Source organism: Streptomyces sp. MspMP-M5, from assembly GCF_000373585.1.
GTDB lineage: Bacteria > Actinomycetota > Actinomycetes > Streptomycetales > Streptomycetaceae > Streptomyces.
Genome location: NZ_KB891853.1, coordinates 288,207 through 309,607 on the forward strand (window position 1 = coordinate 288,207; position 21,401 = coordinate 309,607).

At 70.1% G+C, this 21,401-nt stretch carries 16 protein-coding genes; 9 read left to right on the forward strand and 7 right to left on the reverse strand.

Annotated elements, in window-relative coordinates; genetic code table 11:
• The first annotated feature begins 208 nt into the window (after nt 1–208).
• The 5 genes from B073_RS0101310 to B073_RS0101330 all read left to right on the forward strand — a co-directional run bounded on the left by B073_RS0101310 (nt 209) and on the right by B073_RS0101330 (nt 6,471).
• The gene (locus B073_RS0101310) at nt 209–1,243 is read left to right on the forward strand and encodes an ABC transporter permease (RefSeq protein ID WP_018536286.1); all 1,035 of its coding nucleotides are present in this window, start codon (nt 209–211) and stop codon (nt 1,241–1,243) included.
• Between the two features lie 107 nt (nt 1,244–1,350).
• Complete coding sequence (locus B073_RS0101315; protein WP_026246936.1) at nt 1,351–3,150, forward strand: ABC transporter substrate-binding protein; 1,800 nt, start codon at nt 1,351–1,353, stop codon at nt 3,148–3,150.
• 118 nt (nt 3,151–3,268) lie between these two features.
• Nucleotides 3,269–4,240 (forward strand): ABC transporter permease, encoded by a 972-nt coding sequence (locus B073_RS0101320; RefSeq protein ID WP_018536288.1) that lies wholly within the window; start codon nt 3,269–3,271, stop codon nt 4,238–4,240.
• An 11-nt stretch (nt 4,241–4,251) separates the two neighbouring features.
• Nucleotides 4,252–5,319, forward strand: coding sequence for an ABC transporter ATP-binding protein (locus B073_RS0101325; protein WP_018536289.1), 1,068 nt, complete (start codon nt 4,252–4,254; stop codon nt 5,317–5,319).
• A gap of 12 nt (nt 5,320–5,331) precedes the next feature.
• Nucleotides 5,332–6,471, forward strand: coding sequence for an ABC transporter ATP-binding protein (locus B073_RS0101330; protein WP_018536290.1), 1,140 nt, complete (start codon nt 5,332–5,334; stop codon nt 6,469–6,471).
• Between the two features lie 78 nt (nt 6,472–6,549).
• Here the strand turns inward: B073_RS0101330 and B073_RS0101335 are convergent, their stop codons facing one another.
• From B073_RS0101335 to B073_RS0101365, 7 genes are all read right to left on the reverse strand, one after another.
• The gene (locus tag B073_RS0101335) at nt 6,550–7,647 is read right to left on the reverse strand and encodes an ABC transporter ATP-binding protein (protein WP_018536291.1); all 1,098 of its coding nucleotides are present in this window, start codon (nt 7,645–7,647) and stop codon (nt 6,550–6,552) included.
• Nucleotides 7,634–8,662, reverse strand: a complete 1,029-nt coding sequence (locus B073_RS0101340) for an ABC transporter ATP-binding protein (protein ID WP_018536292.1) — start codon at nt 8,660–8,662, stop codon at nt 7,634–7,636. Before B073_RS0101340 ends, B073_RS0101335 begins: the two co-directional genes overlap by 14 nt.
• 11 nt (nt 8,663–8,673) lie before the next feature.
• The gene (locus B073_RS0101345) at nt 8,674–9,657 is read right to left on the reverse strand and encodes an ABC transporter permease (protein ID WP_018536293.1); all 984 of its coding nucleotides are present in this window, start codon (nt 9,655–9,657) and stop codon (nt 8,674–8,676) included.
• Nucleotides 9,650–10,573 carry an ABC transporter permease gene (locus B073_RS0101350; protein ID WP_018536294.1) on the reverse strand — a complete coding sequence of 308 codons (924 nt, stop codon included), beginning with the start codon at nt 10,571–10,573 and terminating at the stop codon, nt 9,650–9,652. The genes B073_RS0101345 and B073_RS0101350 overlap by 8 nt, the downstream gene beginning before the upstream one ends.
• A 20-nt stretch (nt 10,574–10,593) precedes the next feature.
• A complete protein-coding gene (locus B073_RS0101355; protein ID WP_018536295.1) occupies nt 10,594–12,216 on the reverse strand; it encodes a peptide ABC transporter substrate-binding protein in 1,623 nt (540 codons plus the stop codon).
• A 249-nt stretch (nt 12,217–12,465) separates the two neighbouring features.
• Nucleotides 12,466–14,373, reverse strand: a complete 1,908-nt coding sequence (gene typA / locus B073_RS0101360) for a translational GTPase TypA (protein WP_018536296.1) — start codon at nt 14,371–14,373, stop codon at nt 12,466–12,468.
• Nucleotides 14,374–14,558: 185 nt separating this feature from the next.
• The gene (locus B073_RS0101365) at nt 14,559–16,889 is read right to left on the reverse strand and encodes an ABC transporter family substrate-binding protein (protein ID WP_018536297.1); all 2,331 of its coding nucleotides are present in this window, start codon (nt 16,887–16,889) and stop codon (nt 14,559–14,561) included.
• A gap of 487 nt (nt 16,890–17,376) precedes the next feature.
• Between B073_RS0101365 and B073_RS0101370 the strand changes: the two genes are divergently transcribed.
• The 4 genes from B073_RS0101370 to B073_RS0101385 all read left to right on the forward strand — a co-directional run bounded on the left by B073_RS0101370 (nt 17,377) and on the right by B073_RS0101385 (nt 21,305).
• Nucleotides 17,377–17,679: a hypothetical protein gene (locus B073_RS0101370; RefSeq protein WP_018536298.1), complete on the forward strand. Its 303-nt coding sequence runs from the start codon at nt 17,377–17,379 to the stop codon at nt 17,677–17,679.
• 15 nt (nt 17,680–17,694) lie between these two features.
• Nucleotides 17,695–18,522: a hypothetical protein gene (locus B073_RS0101375; RefSeq protein WP_018536299.1), complete on the forward strand. Its 828-nt coding sequence runs from the start codon at nt 17,695–17,697 to the stop codon at nt 18,520–18,522.
• Between the two features lie 69 nt (nt 18,523–18,591).
• On the forward strand, nt 18,592–20,514 hold the full coding sequence (locus tag B073_RS0101380) for a fumarate reductase/succinate dehydrogenase flavoprotein subunit (protein ID WP_018536300.1): 1,923 nt from the start codon (nt 18,592–18,594) through the stop codon (nt 20,512–20,514).
• Complete coding sequence (locus tag B073_RS0101385) at nt 20,511–21,305, forward strand: succinate dehydrogenase/fumarate reductase iron-sulfur subunit (RefSeq protein WP_018536301.1); 795 nt, start codon at nt 20,511–20,513, stop codon at nt 21,303–21,305. Before B073_RS0101380 ends, B073_RS0101385 begins: the two co-directional genes overlap by 4 nt.
• Nucleotides 21,306–21,401: the final 96 nt, after the last annotated feature.

Consider the following 21,401-nt stretch of genomic DNA (forward strand, 5'->3'; position numbering starts at 1 on the left):
ACCCCACTTGCCGTACATGACAATCGCGTGTCAAGCACGCCAGGGCGACGATCTGCGCAATCTTCGCTCAAGAAGCGGACGACCTGTGCACAACCACACCGCATACCCTTGACTCGGCCGTAAATCACTTGCGAAAGTCGCGCTCATCCAGCGGTGCGACCGGTGCCGCTTCACGTTCCAAGAGAACTCGGCGCGGGGGCACTTCGCGATGACCAGTCCATCCCAGACCGCCACAGGCAAGTCCGAAACCCCGGGACTTGCGGCCAAGGGTCTGAAGAAGGAAAAGAAGGGCAAGGACGGTGAGCTGGTCGGCCGTTCCCCCGGACAGTTGATGTGGGCGCGCTTCAAGCGCGACCGCAGCGGCGTGATCTGCGGGATCGTCGTGCTCGCCTTCTTCGTCATCGCGGCCCTGGCCCCGGTGATCGCCTCGATCTACGGGAAAGATCCGTACACGCTGTACGGCAGCGATAACCCCAGTCTTCTGGACGAGTTCGGCTATCCGATGGGGGCCAACGGCGGCATCTCCGGCGATTTCTGGTTCGGCATCGAACCGTCCCTGGGCCGCGATCTGTTCACCCAGCTGCTTTACGGGATGCGGACCTCGCTCGGAATCTCGCTGGCGGTCACCGTCCTCGTGGTCGTCACCGGCACCGTCCTCGGCGTCACCGCCGGCTACCTGGGCGGCCGCACCGACTACTGGCTCGGCCGGGTGATCGACTTCCTGCTCGCCTTCCCCAGCCAGCTGACGTTCGTGGCCTTCATGCCCGTGGTGGTGGCGGTCTTCGTGCCGCCGGGCGACGAGACCCCGACCTACGTCCGCGCCATCGCGCTGATCCTCGTGCAGTGGGCACTCGGCTGGATGGGGCTGGCCCGGCTGCTGCGCGGACAGGTGCTGTCGCTGCGCGAGCGGGAGTTCGTCGAGGCGGCGAAGATCACCGGCGCCTCCCCCTGGCGGATCATCACCAAGGAACTGCTGCCGAACGTGGTGACCCCGATCCTCGTGCAAAGCACCTACATGCTCCCGCTGTTCGTGACGGCGGAGGCCGGCCTGTCCTACCTGGGCGTCGGCATCATGGAGCCGACCCCGGACTGGGGGCGGCTGTTCCACACGGCCGGCATGGTGTACGAGAACGACCCGACCTTCCTGCTCTTCCCCGGCGCCGCGATGGTGATCTTCGTGCTGTGCTTCAACCTGCTCGGGGACTCGGTACGGGACGCCTTCGACCCCAAGTCCGGGCGTTGATCGTCCATTTGAGGGGGCCTGCTGTCACCCCCACGGCTCCGGAACCGTACCGGATGCGTCCGACAGCACATCTGGACAACGACTGACAGGCAGGTGCTTGGATCCTCATGAAGACACTCTCCACGCGTAGAGCACGCGCGGTGATCGTGGCCCTGGCGGCCGGTTCACTCGCGCTCACCGGATGCAGCAGCGGCGGCGGCACGGGCAAGGACAAGTCGCAGACGGACCAGGACGCGGCGGCCCAGTCGAAGGTGGTGCCGCTGGGCACCGCCGCCCAGTCCACCGGCCCCGCCGCCCCCGTCGCGGGCGCCCAGCCCGGCGGCACCATCACCGTCTACCAGCGGGACAGCTTCAACCACCTGGATCCCGCCCAGATGTACGTCAGCGACATGCGCCAGCTGGCCAAGCTGATCTTCCGCGGTCTGACCACGTACAAGCAGGACGACAAGGGCAACCAGACGCTCGTCGGTGACCTCGCCACGGACCCCGGTCAGATGTCCGACGGCGGCAAGACCTGGAAGTACACGCTCAAGGACGGCATCACGTTCGAGGACGGTCAGCCGATCACCTCGAAGGACATCCGGCACACCATCGAGCGCACCTACGCCCCGTTCATCACCGAGGGCCCGACCTACGTCCAGCAGTGGCTGTCGGGTGCGGGCTCGGCCTACCGCAAGGCGCTGCCGGACGGTCCGTACAAGGGCGACCACCTGCCCAAGTCCGTCCTGGACACCCCGGACGACAAGACCATCATCTTCCACTTCAAGAACCCGCAGACCCAGCTGCCCTACGCCCTGGCCCAGGCGGGCTACAGCGCCGTTCCGGACAGCGACAAGGACACCAAGGACAAGTACGACGTCGCCCCGGTCTGCGCCGGCCCGTACAAGATCGCGTCGTTCAAGGCCGGCAAGTCCATGGAGCTGGTGCGGAACCCCAAGTGGAACCCGAAGACCGACGCGGTGCGCCAGCAGTACCCGGACGGCTTCAGCATCAGCTTCAACCACCAGTACTCCGACTACACCAAGCGGCTGATGGCCGACCAGGGCGTGGACAAGACCGCGATCGGCTTCTCCAACCTCGTCGAGCCCACGCTGACCAGGCAGGTACTGACCGACGCCAGCGCCAGCAAGCGACTGGTGCAGGGCTACGCGGTCTACGTCTGGCAGATGAACATGAACATGGACCGCATCAAGGACAAGCGGATCCGTGACGCCATCACCTACGCCATGCCGAACGCCCAGATCGTGCGGATCAACGGCGGCAGCTACGGCGGTGAGAACGCCGGCGGTCTGTTCTCCCCGACCGTCGCCGGCTACGAGAAGGGCTACGACCCCTACGGCAAGTTGAAGAAGCCCAACGGCGACCCGGAGAAGGCCAAGCAGCTCCTGAAGGAAGCCGGCAAGGAGGGCATGAAGCTCGTCTACGCCTACGCCAACACGGAGATCCGGCAGCAGGAAGCCGTCGCCATCGCCGACGCACTGGGCAAGGCCGGCTTCAACGTGCAGAAGAAGGAGGTCGACGCGGCCTCCTGGTACCAGCAGATGAGCAAGGTCGACAACGGCTACGACATCTACATGACCGGCTGGGGCCAGGACTGGGCGGATGCCTCCACGGTGATCCCGCCGTCGTACGACGGACGCACCATCGCGGACGGCGCGTCCAACTACTCGCACGTCCGTGACAAGCGCATCAGCGACGAGATCGACAAGATCCAGCAGATGACGGACGCGAAGAAGCAGACCGAGGAGTGGCAGAAGCTGCACCACTACATCGTGGAGAAGGTCGACCCGGCCAGCCCGATCTACTACACCAAGGTGCTGCAGCTGTACGGCTCGAAGATCGGTGGCATCCGCTACAACGTCGAGGCCGGCTACCTCGACGTGAACACCTTGTTCGTCAAGAAGTAAGCGAAGCGATCACCGCACGGAGGCACACCGGAGCGCGCGCACGGCGGAGCGCGCGTCTCCGGGGCCTTCCCGCCCCCTCACCCCACTGCAGCCGCCGTCCTGAGAGCAGCGAATTGCCATGCTTCCCTTCCTACTTCGCCGGACGTTCGGCGCGGTCGTCACCCTCGTCCTGCTGAGCGCCTTCACGTTCTTCATCTTCTTCTCGGTGGGTGACCCCGCGACGCTTGCCTGCGGCAAGAACTGCACCGCTGACAACATCGCCCTGATCCACCAGAACCTGGGCCTCGACCAGCCCGTGCCGGTCCAGTACTGGCACTTCCTCGTCGGCATCTTCGCCGGCCGCGACTTCAGCCTCGGCCACTGCAGCGCCCCCTGCTTCGGCTACTCCTTCGCCACCAAGCAGGACGTCTGGTCGACGATGATCGACCGGCTGCCCACCACGGCGTCGCTGGCCGTCGGCGGCGCCGTCGCCTTCCTGGTGATCGGCCTCGGCACCGGCCTGCTGGCCGCCTGGAAGCGCGGCACGCTGCTGGACAAGACCGTCACCGGCGCGTCGATGATCCTCAGCTCGGTGCAGATCTACATCCTCGGGCCGATCGTGCTGGGCATCTTCGTCTACAGCGGGATCATGGCCGCGCCCAAGTACGTGAACCTGACCAGCGATCCGGCCGGCTGGTTCATGGGCCTGCTGATCCCGTGGCTGGTCATGTCGACGATCTTCACCGCGCAGTACACCCGTATGGCGCGCTCGACGATGATCGAGCAGCTCCAGGAAGAGCACGTCCGCACGGCCAAGGCGAAGGGGATGCAGGCGCGTTACGTCTTCCTGCGGTACGCCTGGCGCGGTTCGCTGATCCCGATCGTCACCATCCTCGGCATCGATCTGAGCTCGCTGTTCGGTGGCGCAATGATCACCGAATATGCGTTCTCGCTGGCAGGTATCGGGCGGCTGGCGATCGACTCCGTCAAGACGCTCGACCTGCCCATGGTCATGGGCGTGCTCCTCTTCAGCGCCGCCCTGATCCTGGTCTTCAACATCGTTGTGGATGCGGCCTACGCGTTCATCGACCCGCGCGTGCGCCTGTCCTAGGAGAGCTAGACGTGACCACACCCACCAAGACCGAGGAGACGCCGGTCCCGAACGGATCCGGCAGCGACACCTTCCTCTCCGTCCGCGACCTGCATGTCCGCTTCTCCACCGAGGACGGCATCGTCAAGGCGGTCGACGGCCTCTCCTTCGACCTGGAGCGCGGCAAGACGCTGGGCATCGTCGGCGAGTCGGGCTCCGGCAAGTCCGTCACCAACCTCGCCGTGCTGGGGCTGCACAACCCCAAGTCCACGGAGATCACCGGTGAGATCCACCTGGACGGCCAGGAGCTGACCGGCGCCCGGGAGAAGACCCTGGAGAAGCTCCGGGGCAACAAGATGGCGATGATCTTCCAGGACGCGCTGACCGCCCTGTCGCCGTACTACACCGTCGGCCGGCAGATCGCCGAGCCGTTCATGAAGCACACCGGCGCGAGCAAGCGTGAGGGCCGGCAGCGGGCGATCGAGATGCTGACCAAGGTCGGCATCCCGCAGCCCAACCTGCGGGTGGACGACTACCCGCACCAGTTCTCCGGCGGTATGCGGCAGCGCGCCATGATCGCCATGGCGCTGGTCTGCAACCCGCAGCTGCTGATCGCCGACGAGCCGACCACCGCCCTGGACGTCACCGTCCAGGCGCAGATCCTGGACCTCCTCAAGGACCTCCAGCAGGAGTTCGGCTCCGCGATCATCCTGATCACCCACGACCTGGGCGTGGTCGCCAACACCGCCGACGACCTGCTGGTGATGTACGCCGGCCGGGCGGTGGAGCGCGGTTCGGTCCGGGAGATCCTCACCGAGCCCCGGCACCCGTACACCTGGGGCCTGCTCAGCTCCATGCCGCGGCTCTCCTCGGACGTCGAGGAGGAGCTGCACCCGATCCCGGGCTCCCCGCCGAGCCTGCTCAACCCGCCGTCGGGCTGCGCCTTCAACCCGCGGTGCGCGTTCACCGCGGAGGTCGACGGCGACCGCTGCACCGGCGAGCGCCCGTCGCTGGCGCTGGGCCGGGCCGCCGCCTGCCACCTGAGCGCCGAGCAGAAGCAGACCTTCTTCACCGAGCAGATCAAGCCCCGGCTGGGCTAGGGAGCTACCACCATGGCCAAGAACGACACCCTCCCCGCGCCCGACGCCGCCGCGTCGCCCCGGGGCGAGGCCCTGCTCACCGCCGAGGGGCTGACCAAGCACTTCCCGATCTACGGCGGCTTCCCGTTCAAGCGGAAGGTCGGGGCCGTCCAGGCGGTCGACGGGGTGGACCTGACGGTCCACGCCGGCGAGAGCTTCGGTCTGGTCGGCGAGTCCGGCTGCGGCAAGTCGACCACCGGGCGGCTGCTGACCCGGCTGATGGAGCCCACCGCCGGCAAGGTCACCTACGCGGGTCAGGACATCACGCACGCCAACCGCAAGCAGCTGGCGCCGATCCGCTCCGAGATCCAGATGATCTTCCAGGACCCGTACGCCTCGCTGAACCCGCGGCAGACGGTCGGCACGATCATCGGCGGCCCGATGGAGATCAACGGGATCAACCCGCCCGGCGGCCGGGAGAAGAAGATCCGGGAGCTGCTGGAGACCGTCGGCCTCAACCCCGAGCACTACAACCGCTTCCCGCACGAGTTCTCCGGCGGCCAGCGGCAGCGCATCGGCGTGGCCCGCGCGCTCGCCCTGAACCCGAAGCTGATCGTCGCGGACGAGCCGGTCTCCGCGCTGGACGTCTCCATCCAGGCGCAGGTGGTCAACCTGCTCCAGGACCTCCAGCGCGAACTGGGCATCGCGTTCGTCTTCATCGCCCACGACCTGGCGATCGTCCGGCACTTCAGCGAGCGGGTCGCGGTGATGTACCTCGGCAAGATCGTCGAGGTGGGCACCCGCGACGAGATCTACCACCGGCCGCGCCACCCGTACACCCACGCCCTGCTGTCGGCCGTGCCCGAGCCGAAGCTGCTGGAGGAGGGCGAGGAGGAGCGGCAGCGGATCCGGCTCGCCGGCGACGTCCCCTCCCCCGTCAACCCGCCGTCCGGCTGCCGGTTCCGCACCCGCTGCTGGAAGGCGCAGGACAAGTGCGCGACGGAGGAGCCGCCGCTGGTCCAGCTCTCCGGGAACGCGGGGGGCCACCTGACCGCCTGCCACTTCCCCGAGGAGCCGACGACCGCGGCCCGCGGCGAGGACATCGTGCTCGACCCGGCGCTGGCGGCGATCGAGGAGGCTGCCGGCGACGAGGACGGCGCAGCGGAGAGCTGACCGCCGCTCCCGTAGGACGGCAGCGGAGCCCGCTTCCCTCTGTGGGGAGGCGGGCTCCGGCGCGTCCCGGTCCGTCCGCTACTCGCTCGGCACCACCCGTCGTTCCTCTGCGAAGTGGCAGGCGGAGGCGTGGCGTTCCGGGCCCTGGGCGTGCTGGAGGGTGGTCGGGACGGCCAGGGGTGGTTCGACGCGGGCGCACAGCTCCTGGGCCTTCCAGCAGCGGGTGCGGAAGTGGCAGCCGGACGGCGGGTCGGCCGGGGAGGGGACGTCGCCGCTCAGCAGGATGCGCTCCCGGTGGACGCGGGCCTCGGGGTCGGGTACCGGGACGGCGGAGAGCAGCGCCTGGGTGTACGGGTGGGTGGGGTGGTCGTAGATCTCCTCGCCGGTGCCGGTCTCGGCGATCTTGCCGAGGTACATCACCGCGACCCGGTCGGAGAGGTGGCGGACGACGGACAGGTCGTGCGCGATGAAGACGTAGGAGAGGCCGAAGTCGTCCTGGAGGCGGGCCAGGAGGTTGACGACCTGGGCCTGGACGGAGACGTCGAGGGCGGAGACCGGTTCGTCCGCGACGATGATCTCCGGGCGGAGGGCCAGGCCGCGGGCGATGCCGATGCGCTGCCGCTGGCCGCCGGAGAACTGGTGCGGATAGCGGTGGACGAACTCGGGGTTGAGGCCGACGACTTCGAGGAGTTCCCGGACTCTGCGCCGGCGGTCGCCCTTGGGAGCCACCTCGGGGTGGATCTCGTACGGCTCGCCGATGATGTCGCCGACCGTCATCCGGGGGTTGAGGGAGGTGTACGGGTCCTGGAACACCATCTGGATGTTGCGGCGGACGGCCTTCATGGCGCGGCCGGAGAGGCGGGTGATGTCCTCGCCGCGGTAGCGGATCTGACCGGACGTCGGGCGTTCCAGTCCGACCAGCATCCGGGCGACGGTGGACTTGCCGCAGCCGGACTCCCCCACGATGCCGAGGGTCTCGCCCTGCCGGAGCCGGAAGGAGACCCCGTCGACGGCCTTGACGGCGCCCACCTGCTTCTTGATCAGCACGCCCCGGGTGAGCGAGAAGTGCTTGACCAGGTCGCGGACTTCGAGGAGGGGTTCGCGGGAATCACTCGGATCACGGGAATCACTCGGATCACGGGGGCCACGCAGTTCGCGGGGTTCAACGGGCGCCATGGGAAGCCTCCTTCCCTTCGAGCGTCTCGCGCCAGAAGTGGCAGGCGCTGGCCCGGCCCGGTCCGACGTCGTAGAGCGGCGGGCGGTCGGTGTGGCAGATGTCGCGGGCCAGCGGGCAGCGGGGGTGGAAGGCGCAGCCGGGCGGGATGGCGGTGAGGTTCGGCGGCAGGCCCTTGATCGCGTGCAGTTCGCGGCCCTTGTGCCCGAGGCGGGGGACGGACTCCAGCAGACCGCGGGTGTACGGGTGGGCGGGCGCCTTGTAGAGCTGGTGGACGGGGGCGGTCTCGACGACCCGGCCCGCGTACATCACGGCGATGGTGTCGGCGACGTCGGCGACCACGCCGAGGTCGTGGGTGATCAGGATCAGGCCCATCCGGTACTCCCGGCGCAACTCCGCGAGCAGGTCCATGACCTGGGCCTGGACGGTGACGTCGAGGGCGGTGGTGGGCTCGTCCGCGATGATCAGGGCGGGCTCCAGGGCGAGCGCCATGGCGATCATGATGCGCTGGCGCATGCCGCCGGAGAACTGGTGCGGGTAGTCCCCCACCCGCTCCCGGGCCGCCGGGATTCCGACCCGCTCCATCAACTCGACGGCCCTGCCCCGGGCCTCCTTGCGGGAGGCGCCGGTGTGCACCCGGAACATCTCGCCGAGCTGGGCGCCGACGCTGAGCACCGGGTTCAGCGCGGAGAGCGCGTCCTGGAAGATCATCGCCATCTTCGCGCCGCGGATTCTCCGGCGCTCCTCCTTGCCCAGGGTGAGCAGATCGCGCCCCTGGAAGAGGATCCGGCCGCCGGTGACGAAGCCCGGCGGGGAGTCGAGGATGCCCATCACGGCCTGCGCGGTGACGGACTTGCCGGAGCCGGACTCGCCGAGCACCGCCAGGGTCTCGCCGGCCGCCACGGTGTAGCTGACGCCGTTGACGGCCTTGGCCACCCCGTCCCGGGTGCGGAACTCCACCCGGAGGTCCTGGACGTCGAGCAGGGGCTCCGCCGGGGGCGCGCCGCCGTTGGTCATCTGCCGTCTCCTCAGCGCAGTTTGGGGTCGAGGGCGTCGCGCACCGCGTCGCCGAGCATGATGAACGCCAGCACCGTGACGCTCAGCGCGCCCGCGGGCCACAGCAGCATGTGGGGGGCGTTGCGGATGTGGGTGGAGGCGGCGGAGATGTCGATGCCCCAGGAGACGGTGGGCGGTTTCAGGCCCGCGCCGAGGTAGGACAGGGTGGCCTCCAGGGCGATGTAGGTGCCCAGTGCGATGGTGGCGACGACGATGACGGGGGCGACGGCGTTGGGCGCGATGTGCCGCAGCAGCATCCGCCCGTTGCCGGCACCCAGGGCCCGGGCGGCCTGGACGTAGTCGTTGTGCTTGGCGGTGACGACCGAGCCGCGGGCGATCCGGGCGATCTGCGGCCAGCCGAGCAGCACGATGAAGCCGACCACCGGCCAGACGGTGGTGCTGGTGACCACGGACAGGAAGACCAGCCCGCCGAGCAGCACCGGGATGCCGAAGAAGATGTCGGCGAGCCGGGAGAGCAGGGTGTCCCACCAGGCGCCGAAGAAGCCGGCCAGGCCGCCGAGCAGGCTGCCGAGGAGGGCGGCGCCGGCGGTGGCGCAGGTGCCGACGGTGATGGAGGCGCGGGCGCCGTAGACGACCCGGGTGTAGACGTCCCGGCCCTGGGTGTCGTAGCCGAAGGGGTGGCCGGGCCGGGCGCCCTCCTGGGCCCTGGCGAGGTCGGCGCGGTAGGGGTTGCCGGTGGCGATCAGCTGCGGCCAGAGGGCGATGACCACCAGGAAGACGATGACCAGCGCGGAGACCACGAAGACCGGGTTGCGGCGCAGGTCGTGCCAGGCGTCGCTCCACAGGCTGCGGGGTTTGCCGGTGGGTTCGCCGCCCGGCGGCGGGGGTGTGGCGGCGGGGGCGCGTTCGAGGGACTCGGCCTCGCCGATGGCGAGCGCGGCGGTGCCGCCGTCGCCGTGGCCGATGGCCTCCTTGGGGACGTGGGGCTCAGGCATAGCGGATCCTCGGGTCGAGGACGGCGTAGAGCAGGTCGACGAGCAGGTTGGCGATCAGGAAGACCAGCACCAGGATCGTCACGAAGCCGACCACGGTGGGCGAGTTCTGGCGCAGGATGCCCTGGTAGAGCTGGTAGCCGACGCCGTGGATGTTGAAGATGCGCTCGGTGACGATGGCGCCGCCCATCAGCGCGCCGATATCGGTGCCGATGAAGGTGACGACCGGGATCAGGGAGTTCCGCAGCAGGTGGCGGGTGATGACGCGGTGCCGGGGCAGGCCCTTGGCGATGGCGGTGCGGACGTAGTCGGCGCGGGCGTTCTCCGCGATCGAGGTGCGGGTCAGCCGGGTGACGTAGGCGAGCGAGACCAGCGCCAACACCAGTCCGGGGAGCAGGAGTTGGCCCAGGGGTGCCTCCAGGGCGACGGTCGGCGCGGCCCACTCCCACTTCACGCCGAAGACGAACTGGAGCAGATAGCCGCTGACGAAGGTCGGTACGGACACCACGACGAGGGTGAGGACGAGCACGGTGGTGTCGATGCCGCGGCCGCGCCGCAGCCCGCTGAAGACGCCCAGTGCGATGCCCACCAGCATCTCGATGACGACGGCGACCAGGGTGAGCCGGAGGGTGACCGAGAAGGCGCCGGCCATCAGCTCGGTGACCGGCCGCCCGTTGAAGGCGATGCCGAAGTTCCCCTGGAAGATCTGGCCCATATAGTGCGGGTACTGCTTCCACAGCGGCTGGTCGAGGTAGAGGTCGTGGCGGATCTGCGCCGCGGTGGCGGGGTCCGGCGCCCGGTCGCCGAACATCGCGGCGACCGGGTCGCCCAGCGCGTAGACCATGAGGAAGATCAGAAAGGTGCTGCCGACGAAGACCGGGACCATCTGCAGCAGCCGCCGGATCACATAACGTCCCATGAGCGCGCCTGCCTTCGCGGTCAGCCGACCGTGATCGCGTTGTAGACCGGAACGCTGAACGGATTGAGCCGCACCTTGCTGATCCGGTCCGAATAACCGCCGCTGCCGTTCTGGTACCACAGCGGAATGGAGGGCATCTCGCGGGCGAGAACGCCCTCCGCGTCCTGGAATTTCGCCACCGCCCGGCGGGTGTCGGGGGCGGCGTTGGCCTCGTTGACGAGTTTGTCGAAGTCGGGGTTGCTGAAATTCCCGTCGTTGGAGGAGGCGTTGGTGTAGTACATCGGCTGGAGGAAGTTCTGGATGAGCGGGTAGTCCATCTGCCAGCCGGCCCGAAACGGCCCGGTCATCCGCCGGGCGCCGATCTGGTTGCGGAAGTCCGCGAAGGTGCCGACGGGATTGCCCACGCACGCCCGGTCGTTCCCCAGCGTCTTGTTGATGCTGTTGCAGACGGCGTCGACCCAGTCCTTGTGCGAGCCGGTGTCGGCGTTGTACGTGATCGTCATCCGGCCGCCGGGAATTCCGCCGCCCGCCGTGATGAGTTGCCGGGCCCTGGCCGGGTCGAAGACGCAGGCGTCGCCGCACAGGCCCGCCTTGTAGCCGCCCTTGGCGCCGAGTACGGGGGACGTCCAGTCGGTGGCCGGGGTGCGGGTGTTCTGGAAGATCTCCTTGGTGATCTGCCGCCGGTCGATCGCCATCGACAGGCCGCGCCGCACCTTCGCCGCCGCCGGCCTTCCCCAGCGCGGGTCGTACATCGGAAAGGCGAGGGTCTGGATGATGCCGGCCGGCTGGTTCAGATACCGGTCGCCCAGATCGGCGTGGACGTTCTTGAGCTGGGAGGCCGGAATGTCGTCGACCAGGTCGAGATTTCCGGCCTGGAGGTCGGTGTAGGCGGTGTCGCTGTCGGTGTAGACCCGCAGATCGATCCCGCCGTTCTGCGCCGGGTCGGGCCCCGGGTACTTCTTCCACTTCCGCATCTTCAGCACACTGCCCTTGGTGTACGAATCCACCAGATAGGGGCCGTTGCCGATCGGCTTGCGCAGCCAGTCGTCGTGGTCGCGGAAGAACGCCTGCGGAAGCGGCATGAAGGCCGCATAGCCCAGGGTGTCCGGCCAGCTGGAGAATTTCTGGTTCAGGGTCACAGTGAAGGTCCGGTCGTCCTTCACCCGGAGTCCGGAGAGGGTTTTCGCGGTCGGCCGGCCCCGGTCCGGGTGCACTTTGCCGAAGCCGTCGATGTACTGGAAGAAGGACGCGTTCTTCTGCTTGTTGTCCAGCAGCGCGCCGTAATTCCAGGCGTCCACGAAGGACTTGGCGGTGACCTTCTCGCCGTTGCTGAAGGCCCAGCCGGGCTTGAGCGTCACGGTGTAGTGCCGGGCGTCCGTGGACGCGATCCGCTCGGCGAGGACGTTCTCGGCGGCGCCGGTCCTGGGGTCGTAGCGCTTGAGGCCGCGCAGCAGCATCTCCAGGACCTTGCCGCCCTGCACCTCGTTGGTGTTGGCCGGCTCCAGCGGGTTCTGCGGGTCCCCCCAGGAGGCGCTGACCACGGCGGAGCCGCCCGGTCCGGCGGTGCCGCCCCCGCAGGCGGTGGCGGCGAGGGCCAGGCCGCCCGCGCAGACGGCCCACTTCGCGCGCACGGCTCCGCGCATGGCGCCTCCTCACGGTCCGGACTCCGGGTCACACGTAGCCACAGGGACCACCCGTAGCCCACATCACAGCCCACCGTGGGGCCTGGTGCACCCCGGCACCGGCAGCCACTGCTCCGACCCTCCGGGAAACCCCTCGGATGACCGACGCCCCGTCACCGGCCGCGCCCCGCCGGACCGTACGGGCATACGGCGGCGCCCCGCCGGACCGTGGGGTCCGACGGGGCGCCGGGAAGAGCCGTGGCGGCCGGGTCAGCCGTGCTTGGCGCGGGACGCGGTGCGGCCGCGCTCCTTCTGGTCCAGGACGACCTTGCGGATGCGCACGGCCTCCGGGGTGACCTCGACGCACTCGTCGTCGCGGCAGAATTCCAGCGACTGCTCCAGGGAGAGCTTGCGCGGCGGCACGATCGCCTCGAAGGAGTCGGCCGAGGAGGAGCGCATGTTGGTGAGCTTCTTCTCCTTGGTGATGTTCACGTCCATGTCGTCGGAGCGCGAGTTCTCGCCGACGATCATGCCCTCGTACACCTCGGTGCCGGGGTCGGTGAACAGCACACCGCGCTCCTGGAGGTTGGTCATCGCGAAGGCGGTGACCGCGCCCGCGCGGTCGGCGACCAGCGAGCCGTTGTTACGGGTCGTCAGGGTGCCGAACCACGGCTCGTGGCCCTCGTGGATGGAGTGCGCGATACCGGTGCCGCGGGTGTTGGTCAGGAACTCCGTGCGGAAGCCGATCAGACCGCGGGAGGGGACGACGAACTCCATGCGGACCCAGCCGGAGCCGTGGTTGGACATGTTGTCCATCCGGCCCTTGCGGACGCCCATGAGCTGGGTGACGGCGCCCATGTGCTCCTCGGGCACGTCGATGGTCATCCGCTCGACGGGCTCGTAGGTCTTGCCGTCGACCTCCTTGGTGACGACCTGCGGCTTGCCGATCGTCATCTCGAAGCCCTCCCGGCGCATCTGCTCGACGAGGATGGCCAGCGCCAGCTCACCGCGGCCCTGCACCTCCCAGGCGTCGGGGCGCTCGGTCTCCAGGACGCGCAGCGAGACGTTACCGATCAGCTCGCGGTCCAGGCGGTCCTTGACCTGGCGGGCGGTGACCTTGCGGTCCTTGACGGCGGCCTTGGCGGCCGCACCCTTGCCCGTGCCGCCCTTGCCGACCAGCGGCGAGGTGTTGGTACCGATGGTCATGGAGATCGCCGGCTCGTCGACCGTGATCAGCGGCAGCGCGACCGGGTTCTCCGGGTCGGCCAGCGTCTCGCCGATCATGATGTCGGGGATACCGGCGACCGCGCAGATGTCGCCCGGGCCGGCCTTCTCGGCGGGCTTGCGGGTGAGCGCCTCGGTCATCATCAGCTCGGTGATGCGGACGTTGGAGATGCTGCCGTCGCGCTTGATCCACGCGACGGTCTGGCCCTTGCGCAGCTCGCCCTGCTCGACGCGGAGCAGCGCGATACGGCCGAGGAAGTTGTCGGCGTCGAGGTTGGTGACGTGCGCCTGGAGCGGCGCGTCCTCCTCGTACGTCGGGGCCGGGACGTGCTCCAGGATGGTGGAGAAGAACGGCTCCAGGTTGGTGCTGTCCGCGGGGACGGTGCCGTCCTCCGGCTTGGTCAGCGAGGCGATGCCGTCACGGCCGCAGGCGTAGACGATCGGGAACTCGATCTGGTCCTCGTCGGCGTCCAGGTCGAGGAACAGGTCGTAGGTCTCGTTGACGACCTCGTCGATCCGGGAGTCCGGGCGGTCGGTCTTGTTGATGCACAGGATGACCGGCATCCGGGCCTGGAGGGCCTTGCGGAGCACGAAGCGGGTCTGCGGCAGCGGGCCCTCGGAGGCGTCGACCAGCAGCACGACGGCGTCCACCATCGACAGACCGCGCTCGACCTCGCCACCGAAGTCGGCGTGGCCGGGGGTGTCGATGATGTTGATGGTGATGGGCTCCCCGCCGTCCTTGGGGTGATACTTCACCGCCGTGTTCTTGGCGAGGATCGTGATGCCCTTCTCACGCTCCAGATCGTTCGAGTCCATCATGCGGTCGTCGAGGGACTCGGCGGCGTGGGCGGCGAAGGCGCCCGCCTGCTTGAGCATGGCGTCGACGATGGTCGTCTTGCCGTGGTCGACGTGGGCGACGATGGCGACGTTGCGGATGTCGTGGCGCGTGGCCATAGTGCGGCGCTTCTCCCGGAATCGTGGATGGCATCGCGTACGGTCCGGCACGCGCGCCCTGCCGGGCTTCACGACGCCACGGCCTCACCCCATGGTACGGGGCCGTGGCGGCAACGGCCGCCCCAGCCCGTACGCACCCACTCTGACCTGCGGTTTTCTCTCGAACTTCGGCCTTGGCGGGACCCCTACTTCGAGTAACCGATGTCCTGGAAGCGGGGGGTGGCGAAGCCGAACGCGCCGATGTTGGCGAGCGACTTCCGGGTGGCCACCAGCTCCGGCCGCTGGTACAGCGGAATCGATCCGGCGGCGGCCCAGATCCGGGCGTCGGCCTGCTCGACGAGGGTCCGCGCGGCGTCCGGGTCGAGTTCCGAGGCGGCCTGGTCGAAGAGCTGGTCGATGTGGTCGGTACCGACCCGGGCGTAGTTCTGCTCGACGGTCAGCGAGCCGTCCGGGGCCGGCTGCGGCTTGGCGAAGATCGGCCGGGCGTCGGTCGCCGGGTAGGCGGTGCCGGGCCACGAGTACAGCGCCAGGTCGAAGTCGCCGGCGGCGATATGGTCCCGGAAGTAGCTCGCGTCCGGTACCCGCTGGACGGCGGTGCGCACCCCGATCTTGTTGAGCATCCCGGCGATCCGCCGGCCGACGGTGCGCAGCTGCTCGGAACCGGGCCCGTCGGGGAGGACGAAGCGCAGCGTCAGCGGCCGGCCGTCCTTGCGCAGCACCGCGGCGCCGTCGGGTGCCCGGTGGGGTGCGCGGCCGGCCGCGGCGGCCGGGGAGTGTCCGGTGCCGGCCTGCCGGGCCTGGAAGGCGCCGAGGCCGTTGCGCAGGGCGGCGGCGTGGCCGGCGGCGGCGCCCGGCAGGTGCGGGGCCTGCCCGGTCTCGATCATCTCGGCGGCGCCCAGTGCCTGCGCGGCCCGCTTCTTGTACCGCCGGTACTTGCGGTACGCCGGGGAGCCGGTGTTCCCGGCGGCGGCCGCCTTCTCCGTGGCGGCCTCGGCCTTGTAGAACGCCGCGCTCTGCCGCAGCAGGGCGGCCTGCTGGACTTCGGAGCCGACCGCGCCGGCGGAGGACAGCGGGGCCTCGGCGGCGGCCGGGCGGGCGCCGTCGTGATCGCCGGGCCGCTGCGGGTTGCGGCCGTCGCCGGACTGGTCCGCGGCGGTGTCGCCGCCGGGTTCGTCCGCCGTGGAGTCGTCCGTGGCCCCGTCGTCGGCCCGGTCCGGGGGGACCGCGCGCCCGGCGCCGGCCCGCTCCTCGCCCGCCGACCGGTCGGCCGCCCCCGGGGCCGGCTTCCAGCCGGCGTCCGAGAGCAGCTGCTTGGCCGCCCCCGCGTCGGTGTCCCCGAGCGCGTCGCTGTGATCCTCGTAACCGTGCTGACCGGCCATCAGCAGGTGGTTGCCGAGCGGCCGGGCGGGCAGGTCCAGCGGTTTGAGGACGCTGCCGGCGAGCGCCTGGCGGTCGATGGCGCGGGCCACCGCGCGGCGCACCCGCCGGTCGGCGAGCGGGCCGGCGCTGCCGTTGAGGGCGAGCTGGGTGTAGGCGGGTTCGAGGGCCTTGCGGAGGACGTAGCCGCGCAGGGCGGACGACCGGGCGGCGGCGCCCTTGGCGTCCGCGCCGCCCGCGGTGGCCGGCGCGGCGGCCTGCGCCACCTGCCGGGCGGCGGCCTGGTCGACCGCGGCCACGTCGACCGTCCCGGCGGCCAGCGCCTTGGCCCGCTTGTCCCGGGGCAGCGCGGTCAGCACCAGCTTGTCGAGCTTGGCCCGGTCGCCCCACCAGCGGGGATTGCGGACGAGGGTGACGGTGCCGTGGCCGGCGTCCCGCTTCCCGACGAGGAACGGGCCCGCGCCGACCGGGAGTTTGCGCCGCACCGCGTCGTTGAAGGCGTTGGCGTCGCCCATCACGCTCTTGGGGTAGAGCGGGGTGAAGAGGGCCTGCCAGTCCGCGTACGGGCGGGCGAAGGTGACCTTGACCTCGTGCGGTGCGGCGCCCGCCGCGACCGTGGCGATCCGGTCGTAGCCGGCGTTGCGGGCGGTCCAGTAGGCGTTGTCCTTGCCGCGCAGCGCCTGCCACTGGGCGACGAAGTCCGCGGCGGTGATCGGCCGTCCGTCGCTCCACCGCGCCTTGGGGTTGAGGCGGTAGGTGACGACCTGCCGGGGCTCGCGGGCGCTGATGTCCGCGGCGGCGAGGTAGTCGGCGTTGCGCTGCGGCCGGCCATTCGCGTCGAGGGTGAACAGGCTGGGCAGGACGGCGCCGGTGACCCGGGTGGTGGTCGCGTCGGCGTCGCTCTGGAAGGCGTTGAAGGTGCTGGGCAGCGCGTCGACCGCCCAGCGCACCGTGCCGCCGTCCCTGACCGATCCGCGCGGGGCCGGCGCGATGTCCTGGGTCTGCGCGACGGAGGGTGCGCTGTCGCCCTGGCTGCAGCCGGCCAGCACGGGAAGCGGGAGCAGCGCCCCCACCGCGACGAGCGCGACACCGCGGCGCCTGCGGGCCACCGGGCCGTCTGGGCTGACGTGGTCGGTCATGACTGTTCCCTCCGGGCTCGCCCGCGCCGCGCCGGGCCGCCGCGACACGTTCGGCCGACTTTGCGGCTCATCACATCTATGGGCTCCCACTGAAGGCGACCGCCCGGACGGGGCCCGCCCGACACGTCGGCGGCCCGGCCAAGGCCACCCGCCCGGCCCAATCGGCTCGTCCGGCTGACGGATGCGGAGGCGTACGGGCCGCGCCGCACGCCCTCCGGACCGGCCCGTTCCGCACCGGAGTTCGGCGCCGCGGAGGGGCCGTGCGGTCGCCCTGCCGTCGCGCTCCCGTCGTTCACCCGAGGGGTGTGCCGCGCGGCGTCCGGTGGGTGCGCGGCGTGAGGTTGACGGCCGAGCCCAGATATGGCGGGCCCACAACGCACCGGTTCGAGTCGTACTCGCGCCTGCCCCCTTCCCAAGCCCTACTGTGACGCGCGACACTCTCGGGCGCATGAGATCGCCCGCCACACTCGCGAAGTGAGGGCATGTGATGTCCGTACAGGACGACTTGACGGCGGTGGAACGCAGCCTGGACGGCCTGGTCCAGGCGGTCGGGAAGCTGGAGGCGCGGATCGGCGGCGGCCTGGACGTCCGCCGGGTCCGCAGCGACACGGACCATCTGCGGGAGAGCCTGGCGCTGCTCAGAGCGTCCCTGGCCGGCGGCGCGCCACCGGGCCGGCCGGGCAAGGCCGAGGACGAGATGGTGCCGATCCCGGACACCCCCTACAACTCCGCGCTGTGGACGGACGCCGAGGACGAGGGCCTGGGCGCCAAGGACCGGCACGCGCCCTGAGGACGGAGACCGACGTTGGCCACTGGCATCGAACCAGCCCCGCAGAAGGACGCGACCGGCGTGCACGACGCCTCGCGCGCCGCCATCCAGGCCCGCCACCTGCGCACCGACCGCTGGTGGCTGGCGCCGGCCGGCACCGCCGCCGGGCTGCTCGCGTTCGTCGTGTACTCGACCTGGCGGGCGTTCGCGAACGCCGACTACTACCACGCCCCCTATGTCTCGCCGTTCTACTCGCCGTGCCTGGCGGAGAACTGCCACACCATGCACGACGGCCCCAACTGGGCGCTCTTCGGGAGCTGGTGGGGCCTGTCCCCCGCCCTGCTGATCCTGATCTTCCCGCTGGGCTTCCGGCTGACCTGCTACTACTACCGCAAGGCGTACTACCGCGGCTTCTGGGCCTCCCCGCCGGCCTGCGCGGTCGCCGAGCCGCACGCCAAGTACACCGGCGAGACCCGCTTCCCGCTGATCCTGCAGAACATCCACCGCTACTTCTTCTACTTCGCGGTACTGGTCGCCGGCGTCCTCACCTACGACACCGCGCTGACCTTCCGCGACGACCACTACCGCTGGGGCCACATGGGCCTGGGCTCGCTGGTGTTCCTCGCCAACATCGTGCTGATCTGGGCGTACACCCTCTCCTGCCACTCCTGCCGGCACATCGTCGGCGGCCGGCTGCGGCACTTCTCCAAGCACCCGGTGCGGTACCGGCTGTGGGGCTGGGTCGGCCGGCTCAATGAGCGCCACATGCTGCTCGCCTGGTCCTCGCTGATCAGCGTGGCGGTGGCGGACTTCTATGTGTTCCTGCTGGCCAGCGGCGCGTTCGAGGATCCGCGCTTCTTCTGACGAACGACATCCGGGAAGTCCGGGGGAATCCGCGGAACCCGACGAGAACCGAGGGAAGGTGTGCCCCTGATGGCGCATGTGGACCGGCAGACCTGGGACGTGGTCGTGGTGGGCGCGGGCGGCGCCGGGCTGCGCGCCGCCATCGAGGCCCGCGAGGCGGGCATGCGGACGGCGGTGATCTGCAAGTCCCTGTTCGGCAAGGCCCATACGGTGATGGCCGAGGGCGGCATCGCGGCCAGCATGGGCAACGCCAACGAGCACGACAACTGGCAGGTCCACTTCCGGGACACCATGCGCGGCGGGAAGTTCCTCAACCACTGGCGGATGGCCGAACTGCACGCCCGCGAGGCCCCGGACCGGGTCTGGGAGCTGGAGACCTGGGGTGCCCTCTTCGACCGCACACCGGACGGCCGGATCTCCCAGCGCAACTTCGGCGGCCACGAGTACCCGCGGCTGGCGCACGTCGGCGACCGCACCGGCCTGGAGCTGATCCGCACCCTCCAGCAGAAGATCGTCTCCCTCCAGCAGGAGGACCAGCGGGTCTCCGGCTCGTACGAGGAGGGGCTGAAGGTCTTCCAGGAGTGCACCGTCACCCGTGTCCTGAAGGAGGACGGCAAGGTCGCCGGCGTCTTCTGCTACGACCGGGAGTCGGGCCGCTTCTTCGTGCTGGAGGCGCCGGCCGTGGTGCTGGCCACCGGCGGCATCGGCAAGTCCTTCAAGGTCACCTCGAACTCCTGGGAGTACACCGGCGACGGCCATGCGCTGGCGCTGCTGGCCGGTGCGCCGCTGATCAACATGGAGTTCGTCCAGTTCCATCCGACCGGGATGGTCTGGCCGCCGTCGGTCAAGGGCATCCTCGTCACCGAGTCGGTGCGCGGCGACGGCGGGGTGCTGCGCAACAGCGACGGCAAGCGCTTCATGTTCGACTACGTCCCGGACGTCTTCAAGGAGAAGTACGCCGAGTCCGAGGCCGAGGGCGACCGCTGGTACGACGACCCCGACCACAACCGGCGGCCGCCCGAGCTGCTGCCCCGCGACGAGGTGGCGCGGGCCATCAACGCCGAGGTGAAGGCGGGCCGCGGCTCGCCGCACGGCGGGGTGTTCCTGGACGTGTCGACCCGGATGCCGGCCGAGGTGATCAAACGCCGACTGCCGTCCATGCACCACCAGTTCAAGGAGCTGGCGGACGTGGACATCACCGCCGAGCCGATGGAGGTCGGGCCGACCTGCCACTACGTGATGGGCGGGGTGGAGGTGGACCCGGACACCGCGGCCGCGACCGGGGTGCCGGGGCTGTTCGCCGCCGGCGAGGTGGCCGGCGGGATGCACGGCTCCAACCGGCTGGGCGGCAACTCCCTCTCCGACCTGCTGGTCTTCGGCCGCCGCGCGGGGCTCTACGCGGCCGAGTACGTCGGCGGGCTGCGCGCCCGGCCGGCCCCGGACGAGCGCGAGATCGACGCCGCCGAGGCGGAGGCGCTGCGCCCGTTCAGCGCCGAGGACGGCGGTGGCCGGGCGGAGAACCCGTACGCCCTGCACCAGGAGCTCCAGCAGTCGATGAACGACCTGGTGGGCATCATCCGTCGGGCGGACGAGATGTCCGAGGCGCTGGAGCGGCTGGTGAAGCTGCGGGCGCGGGCGCGGCGGGCCGGCGTGGAGGGCCACCGGCAGTACAACCCGGGCTGGCACCTCTCCCTCGACCTGCGGAACATGCTGCTGGTCAGCGAGTGCGTGGCACGGGCGGCCCTGGAGCGCACCGAGAGCCGGGGCGGGCACACCCGGGACGACCATCCGGAGATGGACCGGCACTGGCGCAACGTCAACCTGGTCTGCGAGCTGGCCGACTACCGGGCGGAGCCGGGCGAGGCGGATCCGGTGCTGGGGCAGATCCGGCTCGCGCGCCGCGAGACCCCGCCGATCCGCCGCGATCTCCTCGAACTCTTCGACAAGGACGAGCTGGTGAAGTATCTGACGGACGAGGAGCTGAGCCGGTGAGCGAGCAGACGGAGCAGCGGTCCGGCGCCTACCAGGCGCACTTCCGGGTGTGGCGGGGCGACGCGGACGGCGGCGCGCTGGAGGACTTCCGGGTGGAGGTGAACGAGGGCGAGGTGGTGCTCGACATCGTCCACCGCCTCCAGGCCACCCAGGCCCCGGACCTGGCCGTCCGCTGGAACTGCAAGGCGGGCAAGTGCGGTTCGTGCAGCGCGGAGATCAACGGGCGGCCGCGGCTGTTGTGCATGACCCGGATGTCGGTCTTCGACCGCGCCGAGACCGTCACGATCACCCCCATGCGGACCTTCCCGGTCCTGCGCGACCTGGTCACCGACGTCTCCTTCAACTACACCAAGGCGCGGGAGGTCCCGGCGTTCGTCCCGCCCGCGGACCTGGGTCCTGGCGAGTACCGGATGCAGCAGGAGGACGTGAACCGGTCGCAGGAGTTCCGCAAGTGCATCGAGTGCTTCCTGTGCCAGAACACCTGCCATGTGGTCCGGGACCACGAGGAGAACAAGCGGGTCTTCGCCGGTCCGCGGTTCCTGATGCGGATCGCCGAGCTGGACATGCACCCGCTGGACGCCGCGCCGGCCGCCGGGCTGGACCGCAGGCGCACCGCACAGGACGACCACGGGCTCGGCTACTGCAACATCACCAAGTGCTGCACGGAGGTCTGCCCGGAGAACATCAAGATCACCGACAATGCGCTGATCCCGCTCAAGGAGCGTGCCGCGGACCGCAAGTACGACCCGTTGGTGTGGCTCGGCAACAAGATCCGGCGACGGTCGGAATGATCGGCCCGATGGCCAAGTGTCCGCGCTGGCAAGCACGTTGACGTGCCCTCACATGGCCGGAAACCTTCTCGCGACGCCTTCGAACAGCCGCGGTAT

Bases quoted from the DNA above. Each gene is read 5' to 3' on its own strand.
- B073_RS0101310 (WP_018536286.1), top strand. From the start codon at position 209: ATGACCAGTCCATCCCAGACCGCCACAGGCAAGTCCGAAACCCCGGGA.
- B073_RS0101315 (WP_026246936.1), top strand. From the start codon at position 1,351: ATGAAGACACTCTCCACGCGTAGAGCACGCGCGGTGATCGTGGCCCTG.
- B073_RS0101320 (WP_018536288.1), top strand. From the start codon at position 3,269: ATGCTTCCCTTCCTACTTCGCCGGACGTTCGGCGCGGTCGTCACCCTC.
- B073_RS0101330 (WP_018536290.1), top strand. From the start codon at position 5,332: ATGGCCAAGAACGACACCCTCCCCGCGCCCGACGCCGCCGCGTCGCCC.
- B073_RS0101335 (WP_018536291.1), bottom strand. From the start codon at position 7,647: ATGGCGCCCGTTGAACCCCGCGAACTGCGTGGCCCCCGTGATCCGAGT.
- B073_RS0101340 (WP_018536292.1), bottom strand. From the start codon at position 8,662: ATGACCAACGGCGGCGCGCCCCCGGCGGAGCCCCTGCTCGACGTCCAG.
- B073_RS0101345 (WP_018536293.1), bottom strand. From the start codon at position 9,657: ATGCCTGAGCCCCACGTCCCCAAGGAGGCCATCGGCCACGGCGACGGC.
- B073_RS0101350 (WP_018536294.1), bottom strand. From the start codon at position 10,573: ATGGGACGTTATGTGATCCGGCGGCTGCTGCAGATGGTCCCGGTCTTC.
- B073_RS0101355 (WP_018536295.1), bottom strand. From the start codon at position 12,216: ATGCGCGGAGCCGTGCGCGCGAAGTGGGCCGTCTGCGCGGGCGGCCTG.
- typA (WP_018536296.1), bottom strand. From the start codon at position 14,373: ATGGCCACGCGCCACGACATCCGCAACGTCGCCATCGTCGCCCACGTC.
- B073_RS0101365 (WP_018536297.1), bottom strand. From the start codon at position 16,889: ATGACCGACCACGTCAGCCCAGACGGCCCGGTGGCCCGCAGGCGCCGC.
- B073_RS0101370 (WP_018536298.1), top strand. From the start codon at position 17,377: ATGTCCGTACAGGACGACTTGACGGCGGTGGAACGCAGCCTGGACGGC.
- B073_RS0101380 (WP_018536300.1), top strand. From the start codon at position 18,592: ATGGCGCATGTGGACCGGCAGACCTGGGACGTGGTCGTGGTGGGCGCG.